Annotated in this window: 10 protein-coding genes; 9 read left to right on the forward strand and 1 reads right to left on the reverse strand. The window is 48.0% G+C overall.

Annotated features, from left to right (window positions below; translation table 11 throughout):
- Window positions 1–86 precede the first annotated feature (86 nt).
- The 9 genes from AC3Y23_RS03065 (at window position 87) to AC3Y23_RS03105 (ending at window position 11,651) form a co-directional block, all read left to right on the forward strand.
- Window positions 87–2,339, forward strand: a complete 2,253-nt coding sequence (locus AC3Y23_RS03065) for a stalk domain-containing protein (RefSeq protein ID WP_379195469.1) — start codon at window positions 87–89, stop codon at window positions 2,337–2,339.
- A 216-nt stretch (window positions 2,340–2,555) separates the two neighbouring features.
- Window positions 2,556–3,017, forward strand: a complete 462-nt coding sequence (locus AC3Y23_RS03070) for a Fur family transcriptional regulator (protein WP_379195471.1) — start codon at window positions 2,556–2,558, stop codon at window positions 3,015–3,017.
- A 1-nt stretch (window position 3,018) separates the two neighbouring features.
- A complete protein-coding gene (gene yidD, locus AC3Y23_RS03075) occupies window positions 3,019–3,282 on the forward strand; it encodes a membrane protein insertion efficiency factor YidD (RefSeq protein WP_379195473.1) in 264 nt (87 codons plus the stop codon).
- Between the two features lie 348 nt (window positions 3,283–3,630).
- Window positions 3,631–5,643 (forward strand): methionine--tRNA ligase, encoded by a 2,013-nt coding sequence (metG, locus tag AC3Y23_RS03080; protein ID WP_379195475.1) that lies wholly within the window; start codon window positions 3,631–3,633, stop codon window positions 5,641–5,643.
- Between the two features lie 316 nt (window positions 5,644–5,959).
- Window positions 5,960–7,093 (forward strand): hypothetical protein, encoded by a 1,134-nt coding sequence (locus AC3Y23_RS03085; RefSeq protein WP_379195477.1) that lies wholly within the window; start codon window positions 5,960–5,962, stop codon window positions 7,091–7,093.
- 277 nt (window positions 7,094–7,370) lie between these two features.
- A complete protein-coding gene (locus AC3Y23_RS03090) occupies window positions 7,371–8,366 on the forward strand; it encodes a metal ABC transporter solute-binding protein, Zn/Mn family (protein WP_379195479.1) in 996 nt (331 codons plus the stop codon).
- A gap of 66 nt (window positions 8,367–8,432) precedes the next feature.
- Window positions 8,433–9,149 carry a metal ABC transporter ATP-binding protein gene (locus AC3Y23_RS03095; RefSeq protein WP_483874833.1) on the forward strand — a complete coding sequence of 239 codons (717 nt, stop codon included), beginning with the start codon at window positions 8,433–8,435 and terminating at the stop codon, window positions 9,147–9,149.
- Between the two features lie 763 nt (window positions 9,150–9,912).
- Window positions 9,913–10,716: a metal ABC transporter permease gene (locus tag AC3Y23_RS03100; protein ID WP_379195483.1), complete on the forward strand. Its 804-nt coding sequence runs from the start codon at window positions 9,913–9,915 to the stop codon at window positions 10,714–10,716.
- A gap of 221 nt (window positions 10,717–10,937) precedes the next feature.
- The gene (locus tag AC3Y23_RS03105; RefSeq protein ID WP_379195485.1) at window positions 10,938–11,651 is read left to right on the forward strand and encodes a cytochrome c biogenesis CcdA family protein; all 714 of its coding nucleotides are present in this window, start codon (window positions 10,938–10,940) and stop codon (window positions 11,649–11,651) included.
- 145 nt (window positions 11,652–11,796) lie between these two features.
- On the opposite strand, the gene splB is transcribed toward AC3Y23_RS03105, so the two are convergent.
- On the reverse strand, window positions 11,797–12,873 hold the full coding sequence (gene splB / locus AC3Y23_RS03110) for a spore photoproduct lyase (protein ID WP_379195487.1): 1,077 nt from the start codon (window positions 12,871–12,873) through the stop codon (window positions 11,797–11,799).
- Window positions 12,874–12,913 lie beyond the last annotated feature (40 nt).

A 12,913-nucleotide genomic window follows, 5' to 3' on the forward strand; every position in this document is an offset into this window, starting at 1 on the left:
ATGACAGTATGTTTGCAGGGAATGTAGCTGCTGAATATCGAACGCGCGCTAATATTCCATCAAATAGGAGCAGAAGGAGTCATACAATGAATTTTAGAAAACTCGCATTAGTTGCTGTATTGGCGGTTTCTCAGGTCGCTGCAGCCGTTCCGGCATTTGCGTCCTCTGTGAGTGGAACCGTGATCGGCACTGTCGGTGCTGCTGTTCCGGATACTACGCAGCAGAACGCCGTCAATCCGTCGCAAGCAACAGACTCGTTACCGCATCAGCCAGAGGCCACTGAACAGCCTCTTAACAATGCAGTGCCTGGAGCAGGTGAAATTTCACCCACGCCACCACCAAGTGACGTACCTGTAACGACAGAAACACCTGTATCCACAACATTGCCAACAGCAACGCCAGTACCAAGCGCAACCCCAACACCAACTGTAACCCCGAACCAAAGCGTACAGCCTGTTCCTACCAGTGGCCCTAACCAGCTTATTCTGATGATGAACAGCAACAAGATGTATTCCAATGGAGTTCTGTATCTGGCTAACCAGCCAATGGCTGTCAAGAATGGTGTATCCTACGTTTCAATCCGTGCTATGGTGGAGCGGGTAGGGGTGAAATTCTATTTTGACAACAAAACAAAGGAAACAGTCGTTACTAAAGGCACTGACGTTATGCGTTTCAAGACGGACAGCAATGTCTACACCGTCAACGGCAAAAAGGTAACGATGAAAGGTCCTGCCTACCTGTTCAATGGCACATTTATGATTCCATTAACTTCTATTACTGCAGCGCTCAGTATTCCTTATACCGTAGATAATGTGCAAAAAAGTGTTAATCTGACACTGGATACGAAACCTAAAGCATCCTTCACGGTACAGCCTACCGAAATCTATGCTGGCCAGCCGGTAGTCTTTACTACAACCAGCTCTTCCCCGAATGGCACCGCCATCGTTGATGAACGCTGGGATGGTAAGCAGGATGTATATGATCAACCAGGGTCTTATACTATTAGCTACTCTGTTAGAGACGAGAGTGGACAATGGAGTAATCCTTACTCTGTAACCATCAATGTCCTGCAGCCTAACCAGCCGCCGGTAGCCAGCTTCACGACAGACAAAGATGAATATAAAATGGGTGAGCCTGTGGTCATTACCGACCAAAGCTATGATCCCGAAGGTGAAACAATTACGACCGAATGGTCGAATCGTGCACTTGCCTATTTCAACCCGGGTCCAATCTCCATCCAATTGAAGGTTACGGACAAACAGGGATTGAGCAGTACTTTTGAAAAGACGATTAATATTACGAATGAGCAGTTGTATACGCAGGACGAAGTTGCCAAGTTATTCACCCAGCCGGGTGATGTTCTGACCATCGATGGTGGTAGTATCCCGAGCTATCCTAATGTGGGATACAACACTTCTTCCGAGCCATACACACTGATCCGCAGTAACAGCCCTGAAACAGTGAACACTGAAGGGGTACTGTACCGCGAGACGGCTCTTGGATCGACACGTTTCTTGGTTCACCATAAGAACAACATGAGCACAAGACAGAAAGTGTATATCATTGCAACGAATAAAAACCCAGAACCAGCAACGATTACGACGCAATTTGTCGGATTTGCCGGTCCTGCAGCATCACCGGAGTACACAGGCAAAATTTCTGTCATGAAATACTATAATTCAATTGTGACTGGCGAGAACTACAGCACGATTACCCTTCAGCCGGGACAAAGTGTGCCGATCCTGACCGACACAAGTAAAGTCGCAATGAAACCGGGGGACATTATTTCCCTTAGTGCTGATCTGGTAAGTGATTATGCCATCCAATATGACGTAATGATGATCGAGCAGACCAAGGATCCATTGGCCACTTTGCCGCTTCTGCCTATTCTTGACCGCGACGGCGTGCATAACCGTGGTACGTATCCTGATTCCACTCGTATCATCAACGTACCTGATGTAATCGGAACAACACCGTCCAGACTTGTTCTGGGAGACAATAAGAACGATCCGAACCTTGTTGGTGTGGATCCTATGTATGGAACCGAAGCTTCCAATGCCGGGAACTTTGGGGTATTGTACAAAATCAAGCTTGATCGCGTAGCACCAAACACACTCATCACATTCAACCCGCGTGGAGGCAACTACCTTGGATCTGTTCTTGTGAATGGTGTGATAGTGAATCTGGCGAATAAAGGAAGCCTGTCAAATTCCGACATGAATGCAGTGCTCTTCCGCACCGGTGCATATGAGGGTTCGGTTGAGATGCTGTTCACAGTTGCATCGGGAAGTAATCTTCCTGTAAACTTTGTCTTCACACCGCTTCCAGCCAAGAAGTAAGGACATTTTCAGTTTCAAGCACTTATAAATAGACTTTCTTACACATCCCGAGGGCGTTCTGACATTGAACGTGCCTCGGGTTTTTTTGTGGATATAATACTCATGGATTGATATTTGATCTCATGCGGGCAAGGAGCTTCATTGACGGAGTCTATATTTTGGGGCATTATAAAGAGAGTGTAATTGAAATGAACAAATATTATGGGAGATGAGCGTATGCTGTCGACAGATCAAATATTGGAAGTCATGTCGGGGCAGGGACTGCGAATCACCGATCAGCGCAAAACGCTTGCCAAGTTATTCGGCGAGAATACAGGATATTTGTCAGCGAAGGATGTCTATGATCACATGGGCCGCAAGTATAGCGGTCTCAGCTTTGATACCGTCTACCGCAATCTCCGGGTAATGGAGGAGCTTGGTGTGCTTGAACAGGTCGTCTTTGAAGATGGCGTGAAGTTCAAGGCCAGCTGCGTACACGATCATCATCACCATCATATGATTTGCCTTCAGTGCATGAAGACTTATCCCATTCATTTCTGCCCGATGAATTTGACTGATACACCGGATCAGTTCCGGGTCGTCAAGCATAAATTTGAGGTGTTCGGTTACTGCAAGGATTGTGAAGAGACCCGAGAAGAGGAATCAACGCCGGCGAGTCTCAGCAAAGCAGGGCATTAAGATGGGAGTCGGACGCAGAGCGATTCAGGCGCCAATCCGGGTATACCGCAAGTTTATTTCACCGATTAAGCCGGCTACTTGCCGCTTTTACCCGACCTGTTCAGCCTATGCACTGGAAGCGATAGAAGTTCATGGTCCCTTGAAAGGTTCATGGCTCGCTGCCAAGCGCATTGCCCGCTGTCATCCTTTTCACCCGGGAGGCTTGGACCCTGTCCCCCCGCTCAAGGAGGAGCCCCCAAAGGGAGGAACGTCTCAGGTTACTTGACATGACGGCGTCTTTTTGGGTATATTTTGGATAATAACTTGATTTCCGAGGAACGGATGAGTAGATCGGGATACCTGTACAGAGAACCGGGGGAAGCTGAGAACCGGCAGGGGACGCCAGATTGAATATGGTCCGGGAGGAACTGTGTTCGAGCGGGAACCGTATGTAGGTTCACGTAAGATAACGGCGTGTTCCAGCGTTAATGGGCAGTTCCCGGCAAGGGAACTGGAGAAGCCTGTTCTCTGTGAGGAGACAGGGAATTTTGGGTGGTAACGCGTGAGTTTACTCTCGCCCCATAAGGGGGCGGGAGTTTTTTGTTTTTTTATGGAGAAGAAAGGGTGACGACAAATGAGCGACAAGAAAACTTTTTATCTGACAACACCAATCTATTATCCGAGTGACAAGCTGCACATCGGGCATGCCTATTCAACGGTAGCCGGGGATGCTATGGCCCGTTACAAGCGCCTGCGTGGCTACGAGGTTCATTACTTGACCGGTACAGATGAGCATGGACAGAAGATCGAACAAAAGGCCGGTGAAGCTGGCAAGACCCCGCAGCAATTCGTTGACGATATTGTTGTCGGTATTAAGGACCTGTGGCGCAAACTGGATATTTCCAATGATGATTTCATTCGGACTACAGAAGAACGCCACAAAACGATCGTGCAGGATATTTTTGACCGTTTGCTGAAGCAGGGTGACATTTACAAAGGTGATTACGAGGGTTGGTACAGCATTCCTGACGAGACCTTTTACACCGAGACACAACTCGTTGATGTAGAGCGCGACGGCAATGGAGTCATTATTAGCGCGAAAAGCCCGGATAGTGGTCATGCGGTAGAGCTCGTCAAGGAAGAAAGCTACTTCTTCCGGATGAGCAAATATGCAGACCGTCTGCTGAAATTTTACGAGGAGAACCCGGAGTTCATTCTGCCGGAATCCCGTAAGAACGAGATGATCAACAACTTTATCAAGCCGGGTCTGGAAGATTTGGCAGTATCCCGTACCACCTTCGACTGGGGCGTTAAAGTAAAGGGTGACGCGAAGCATGTGGTGTATGTATGGATTGACGCCCTCACCAACTACATTACTGCACTGGGCTATGGCTCGGCAGACCGTAGTTTGTACGATAAATTCTGGCCTGCAGATGTGCATATCGTGGGTAAAGAGATCGTTCGTTTCCACACCATCTACTGGCCAATTATTTTGATGGCACTGGGCGAGCCACTGCCGAAGAAAGTATTTGCACACGGTTGGTTGCTGATGAAGGATGGAAAAATGTCCAAATCCAAGGGTAACGTGGTTGATCCAGTGACTCTGATTGACCGCTACGGTCTGGATGCCCTGCGCTACTATCTGCTGCGCGAAGTACCATTCGGCTCTGACGGCACCTTTACACCGGAAAGCTTCGTAGACCGGATTAACTACGATCTTGCCAATGACCTTGGCAACCTATTGAACCGGACAGGTGCGATGGTTGAGAAGTACTTTGAAGGCGTGCTTCCGGCTTATGAAGGTAACGTAACCGCATTCGACGGCGAGTTGCTGGCTGCGGCGCAGAGCACATATGAGAAAGTGGAAGAAGCGATGGAGAAAATGGAGTTCTCCGTTGCATTGACCGCCATCGGGGCGTTCATTAGCCGGACGAACAAGTATATTGATGAGACTCAGCCTTGGGCGCTCGCCAAGGATGAGAGCAAAACTGCGGAGCTGGCTTCCGTGATGAGACATCTTGTTGAAAGCTTGCGGACTGCGTCCATTCTGCTACAGCCGTTCCTGACCGGCGCACCAGCGAAGATCTGGGAGCAGCTTGGCATTGCGTCAGGCGAGCTGACTACATGGGACAGCGGCAAGACGTTTGGCCTGATACCGGCTGGTACGAAGCTGGTGAAGGGCAATCCGATCTTCCCACGTCTTGATGTGGAACAAGAGGTGGCTTACATCGCTGAGGCGATGGGCGGTGGCAAGGCCGCAGCAGCTCAGCAGGCCGCAGCGGCTCCTGCAGCGGCTGAATCCGAGCTGGAAGAAGAGCATAAGGAAGAAATCGGCATCGACGATTTCGCCAAGGCGGAGCTGCGGGTGGCGCAAGTCATTGCCGCTGAGCCAGTGAAGAAGGCTGACAAGCTGCTGAAGCTCCAACTGGATCTCGGTTACGAGCAGCGCCAGGTTGTATCGGGAATAGCGAAGTTCTACACACCTGAAGAGTTGGTAGGACAAAAGGTGATCTGTATCGTGAACCTGAAGCCGGTTAAGCTGCGTGGTGAGTTGTCGCAGGGTATGATTTTGGCGGCTTCCAAAGGCGATCAGCTAACGCTGGCCACAGTACCGGACAGCATGCCTAACGGAGCGATTGTGAAGTAGGGCGACTGCAACGAACTTTAAAGGGAACATCCTTCAGCTATGAGAGCTGTGTGGGATGTTCCCTTTTTTTGAAAAAATTATGTGTCAATGTAATTCTCCGGTCGTAACCGGTACACTGTTATGCCCTGCGTTGCGCTTATTGTTTGATGTTAATGCAGAGGAGTAGCCGTCGCATACTTTGTCCTGTGTAATAGGATCATTTTGGGATAAATAAAATTATTTGTCATCTAATGTTCTGAGAAATATAATGGGGAGACAAGTGTAATTTCTTTTTAAAAAGATCGTTATTTGTCTCGAAAGGGGATCATTTGTCACTATGAAAAAAACCTTTCTGTTCACCCTCCTGTTATTGCTTATTTTGAACACACTAGCCGTTCCAGTTAGCGCTACAAGCAGTGCTCCTACTGTAGTTACACTCCCAGCGAGTGCCTTCAATAGTGGAGGTCTGGATGCGCCCCGGGTTACTCCACTCACCGGCAATAGAGTATTGTTGATGAATCGTAACGGTGATGATAGTAGCACACTGCAAATGTTGGATACCTCACTTCATACTGTGGTGTGGGGTCGGACGCTTAAACTTTATGATTTAGCTGTTGTGACCGTTTCAAAGAAAATTGTACTCCTAACCGAAGAAAATAAGGCGCTTAAAAAGCTTGTCCTCGACTATGACGGCAAGGTGCTAAGTAGCGATAACTTTCGCTATGCGCTGAAATTACCGAAAAATACAGATGAAGGGTTCTTAACTGCCCGCTGGTCAGCACCAAGCGCCGGTGAGCCAGAGCGCATCGCAATAGTGAATAATGGTCAATTCCAACTCTTCCAAAGCCCGTGGTTATCAAGCCAGGTGAACTATTCACTAAAGTTAAACCTAAATGATAATTATGAAGATATTCGGCTGCTTGACGTCAATTATCCTGGTTACCCTTATGTCGTGATGAAATACCAGGGTTCGGGCATCGGATCTACAACATATTTTCTCCGTATTATCAACTTGTTCAGCAAGCAAGAATATTCATTGCCTTTTGGTAGCGCACAACGCCTTGGTGGACATGACATTATCTATCAATTGAATGGGAAGAATCTGCTGGTGGGTACGTCTCATGAAGAACGGCTGGGTGCCACGATCAGTAATCCTGAAGCACTGCAGCCCGTTTTTTACACCTATCAGTTGGCAACGGGTAAGCTAATCAATTCGCTAACTGCCAATTTCGTTCCGGACCAGGACGTGTACGGCTGGAAAACTCAACTATTCGGTAATACGTTGTTCGTGCAAGATCTGAATAATAATAGCTGGAGAATCTATGATATAACTCAGGCACAAGCAGCGCTGGCAACTGGTGAGGCTGCAGTACCGCTGATTTTACTCCAAGTGAATGTCGAAGCACGTAGTGCAGTTTTTCTTGCACCGGATGGCGATGACAAAGCTGCGATAAAAACCGTGAAGTTCTAGTGTGAAGAGCGAATTACGGAATAGATATGTAGCCATTAACAGCCGAAGTGATTTACAACCGTAACTGAACTGCAGTCCGATAGTTGGGTCATCTGACTATTGGGTTGCAGTTTTATTTATTTTAATTTGGGATCTCCATGGTGTTCTGAGAAAGTTGTTTTGCTGAAAAAGCAGAAATATCATAGTCATAAGAGTTGACTTATCGTAACTATTACTATTATAATTCGCATAGTAAACATTACGATCTGAGGAGTCGATAGGTATTATGGTTTCACGTATGTCACGCAAAGGGTGGATTGTGGTTGCCCTGATGCTGGTTCTTGTACTCGCCGGATGCGGCGCAAAGAGTGGTGGAAATATTGTGGAGGGCAAAGTAAACGTGGTCACCACATTTTATCCTATATATGAATTTGCCAAAGAAATTGGTGGGGATGACATCCATGCCATCAACCTGCTGCCGGTCGGTGTAGAACCGCATGATTGGACACCTCGTAGCCAGGATATTATGAATACGTCCAAAGCGCAGCTGTTTTTGTATAATGGTGCCGGGCTTGAGGGCTGGGTACCGAACTTCCTGAAGGGGCTGGATCGTGGAAGTAAAGTGCAGGCCGTGGAAGTGAGTCAGGGCATTGCTTTGATCAAAACAAATGAAGATGACGGTCATAACCATGGCGGCAGCGATAATGCTGATCATGAGAGTGGGGCGGAGGATCATGGTGCAGAGAATGGAAATACGGGCGGAGATAGCCTGCACACGGACCCGCATACTTGGGTAAGTCCGAAGTCGGCGCTGATTATGGCCGAAAATATTAAAAACAGCCTGCAAAACGTTGATCCCGGGCACAAAGATGCCTATGAGGAGCGTTATAATAAGCTGGCAGAGCGCCTCAAGGCACTTGACGTCAAGTTCGAAACCGAACTCGCCAAGGTTCCGGGCAAAGAAATTGTGGTCTCCCATCAGGCCTTCGGCTATTTGACTCGTGATTATGGTCTCGATCAGCATGCGATCATGGGCTTGTCACCGGATGCTGAGCCACGTGGTCAGGATTTGGTTGCATTAGCGAAGCTCGTGAAGGATGAAGGGATTAAGTATATTTTCTTCGAGGAACTGGTCTCTGACCGTCTTGCCAAAACACTGGCGAATGAAACTGGGGTATCGACACTAGTGTTGAACCCGGTAGAGGGTCTGACCCAGGAACAGGAGAAAAACAATGATAATTATTTCACCCTGATGGAGAAAAATTTGCAAAATCTGATTCTAGCCTTACAATAATAAGGAAAGTATACGTGAAAGGTGGTACTACGCATGCAACCGGTATCCCTGGACTGTCATCAACATATGATTGAGATACAGGATCTTTCCTTTTCCTATGGAGAGCAAAAAGTTATATCCGGACTTAGCTATACTGTAAAAGAGCGTGATTTTCTTGGCATCATTGGTTCTAATGGAGCCGGTAAAACCACGTTGATGAAAATGATCGTTGGCCTGCTGCCTCCGAGTAGCGGTGACATCAAGTTGTTTGGTCAATCCGTGCGTAAGTTTAAGGACTGGGAGCGGATCGGCTATGTGCCGCAGAAAAACGCGTTTAACCCGTTGTTCCCGGCGACTGTGCGCGAAGTGGTGCTGTCCGGTCTTTACAACAACAAGAACCTAATCCGCAGAGTATCGAAGGCACAGCAACGGCAGTGTGATGATGCACTCGAAGTGATGCGTATTCAGGATATTGCGGATAAAAGAGTCGGTCAGCTCTCCGGCGGTCAGCAGCAGCGTGTGTTCCTGGCGCGGGCGCTGATCAATCACCCGGATCTGCTTATTTTGGACGAACCTACTGTTGGGATTGATGCCGAGACACAGGCCGGATTTTTCGACCTGATCACGCATATGCATGCTCATCATCATATGACCTTCCTGATGGTGTCGCATGACATTGATATGATCCGTAATTATTTGGGCCAGGAGCCTGTCCAGCGTAACGGTAAAATCAATTTCTACTGCCGCCACTCTCATGATGTACAGGATTGCGTCGAGGATAATCTTCAGCACACGCTTAGTTGACGGATGCCGTGGTAATCCTCGGCCTGAAAGATGAAATTCAGCAAATGCTGACTAGTACGTCATAATAACGGGATTTTCTCCCGTTAATCTGATACATTTCTTGGTCAGTATTAAAATAACGGGATAAACTCCTGTTATTTTCAGTTATTCAGCTCGAATCCAATTAAAATGCTAGATTAACGGGAATAATTCCAGCTAATTTAAGAAAAAGGAGCTATCCTTCTTAAATAACTGGAGTTTTTCCAGTTATGCTCCCCGAGTGTTCCGGTATCGGAAGGTATCAACAGTGCAACGTTAGATAACCAAGAGCACTGGACCTTGCGGTTATCCATTGTATAACATGGGATAACCAAGAGCACTAGACCTTGCGGTTATCCATTGTATAACATAGGATAACCAAGAGCATTGGACCTTGCGGTTATCCATTGTATAACATAGGATAACCAAGAGCACTGGTTCTTGCAGTTATCCATTGTATAACATAGGATAACATCAGGTCTTCGCCCTTGCTTTTGATCTTGCTTTTGACCTTTATCTTGCCTTTGATCTTGTTAGTAGATCTTTTAAGTCCCTAAGTCCCGTCCACCGTAAAGCGTGTCCCGTGAGGGACGAAAGCGATCATGCGTCAAACGGCTCTAGTCACAGCAATCCCTTCCGCCTACGTCAGTTGCACTTAGCGGTGTCCAGAGGGTGCAGCCCTTTGGGGCCCTCCCTTGGGGAAGGGAGGGTTTGGGAGGGATCGAATAAAAAAGGAGAATCAATTTTGGAAATTCTATTCAGCGATTTTTTCCAGCGGGCGCTTGCGGGCGGGCTGCTGATTGGTATTACTGCGCCGCTTATAGGCGTTTTTCTTGTTCTTAGACGACTGTCGATGATCGGAGACACGCTCGCGCATGTCACGATTGCCGGTGTGGCGCTGGGCTTTTTGGCGGGATTTTATCCGCTGGGCGCAGGGCTGATTTTCGCCGTTGCCGCCTCCTTTGCCATTGAGAAGCTCCGCAAGGCGTACAAAAGCTACGCCGAGTTGTCGATTGCGATCATCATGTCTGGCGGTGTAGCGCTGGCCTCGCTTTTTTTCACTCTGGGCAAAGGGTACAATGCAGATGTGATGAGCTATCTGTTCGGTAGCATCTATACGCTCGACAATACGGACTTGCTCGTTGTTGGATTGGTTACGATAGCGGTTGTGGTCGTGGTTGCGTTATTCTTCAAGGAGTTCTTTTTGCTCAGCTTTGAGGAGGATGCTGCGAGCGTCAGCGGACTGCCGGTGAAGCTGTTGAACATGTTAATCACGATTCTGACCGCACTGGTAATCAGCACAGCGATCAAAATCGTGGGTTCGTTGCTAGTATCCGCGCTGCTGACCATACCTGTTGCCATTAGTCTACTGTTATCCCGCAGCTTTAAATCATCGGTCATTGTATCGGTGGTTATCGCGGAAATTGCGGTCGTGGGTGGACTTGTTGTAGCCGGAATCTGGAATCTTGCCCCAGGGGCGACGATTGTCCTGCTGCTTATCGCATTGCTTGCGCTCACGCTGATCGGAAAGAAGGGTCTGCCAACTTAAGCAGAGAATAAGTTAGTAGCCCCATGTAGGTGGGGTTGAACGTGTGAGTGCCCACAGCATGTGAATGCGAAGAAACTGAGAGTCTAAAAAACGAATGAGTGCAAATGAACATGTGAGCTAAGCATTTTAACATAACATCGAGACATCAGAAGTCATCATGAAGCCATCATACTAAAGAAGGTTTGCGGAAGAGACATTAATCGGGAAGGAGCGCTGCTGCTTTGTCCAACATTAATGCAGGGATAGCCTTTGCTGCGGGTCTGGCTTCATTTATCTCTCCATGCTGCCTGCCTCTTTATCCTTCGTATTTGTCTTACATAACCGGATTATCTGTTCAGCAATTGAAGAGCGGCGGCAACTCCAAAGAGGTCCGTTTCCGGACCTTGAGTCATACTTTGGCATTTATCCTTGGGTTTTCAGCGGTTTTTTACACTTTAGGCTTTGGCGCGGGGTTGTTCGGGCAGTTCTTCAACGGCCAGCGTGATCTGATCCGCCAGCTGTCGGCAATCCTTATTATTGTTATGGGTCTGTTTCTGCTCGGTGTTTTTCAGCCGCAATTTCTGATGCGTGAACGAAAGCTGAATCTCAAATGGAAGCCGGCAGGCTATGCCGGATCTTTTATCTTCGGCATTGGCTTTTCTGCCGGCTGGTCACCGTGCATTGGCCCGATTCTGACGGCTATCATTGCGCTCTCCGCCAGTGATCCCGGCACGTGGTTCACCCTAATTACCGCATACAGTGTCGGGTTTGCGCTACCTTTCTTTGCCTTAGCTTTCTTTCTGGGCGGAGCCAGACGCATCCTTAAATACTCCAACTTGTTAATGAAGATCGGCGGTGTCCTGATGGTGTTTATGGGCCTGCTGCTCTTTACGGATCAGATGTTCCGCATCACGATTTGGTTGCAGGGTATTACACCTGATTGGCTGAAATTTTAGGCTGAACTAATCTGCAATTATATGGGACAATGGCTATGATCCATCCTGCTTCTTTAGCTATATAGATTGAACTAAAAAAATTAACCCTATATTAGAATCCTAAGTTCAATCTATATAGAAGATGCTGCTAATGCTGCCTGAGTCATCAGGTGAAATAATCAATCTTGCCTTCTGGAAAATGCTCGAAAATCCGCTCTGTGATGAATTCTCGCAGGGCGGTTTGTTGTTCATCAGGGTACACATATTTGTTCTGGCCCCAACGCCCCCATTTCTTTTTCCGCTTCTCAATATCCATCTCCAGCTTCGACTTCGGATAACGCTTCTCAATGACCGTCTTTGCTGTCTTGGTGAAGCGATGCTGAATCATCTCAAAGGTCAAGCCTTTTCCCGCCTCTGAAGGCAGAGCTTCGGCAAGCTTGGACAGCAGCTCGGCATAACCCTCCTGCCAGCCGTCATGCCAGATAATAGGGGCAATAATGAAGCCTAGCGGGTACCCGGCTCGTGCGATCTTTCCAGCGGCCTCTATGCGTTCCTCAAACCGGGCAGTCGCCGGCTCAAAATTCTTGATGACATAATCGGCGTTGATACTGAAGCGGATACGCGTATGACCGTTGTGCTGAAGCTTGAGCAGCGAATCTACATGCTGATACTTGGTAACAAATCGCAGCCGCCCCAGCGGCTCTTTGGCCATGAAATTAATCAGCTCCTCCAGAGAACCTGTAATATGCTCCAGGCCTAGTGGATCGGAGGTACAGGCTGCTTCGAACGTGGTGATTTCCGGTGAGCGCTCTTCAATATATTTTTTGGCAGCATCCATCACATCATCTGTATTGACATATACGCGAATATAAGGCTTGGATCCAAGCGTGGTTTGAAGATAACAATAATGGCAGTGCCCCATACATCCGGTCGCGATAGGAATAGCATAATCAGCAGAAGGCTTGGACTGGTCGAAGGTTAGTGTTTTGCGTAATCCGACAACAAGTGTTCGTTTGGCGATTTTATACTGCTCGATTTCCGTTTCGCCGGGAAGATTGGTGATACGGTTATGCGAGGTAGTCATGCGGTAAGGGATATTATTGCTCTTAACCCAAGCCATAATCCGCTCCCCTTTGGGATAATTCAGGGCGTTCGGCTCGAAAAAAACAAGCTCAGGCATGAAGGGGGCTGTAGGTTTTATTTGCCGCCTGACTGCAGGGCGTTTCGGTGTCACTGTAGACATGCATACACGCTCCTTCACATAGGGGATATCTTTAGTGTGC

The organism is Paenibacillus sp. MAHUQ-45 (assembly GCF_058133325.1).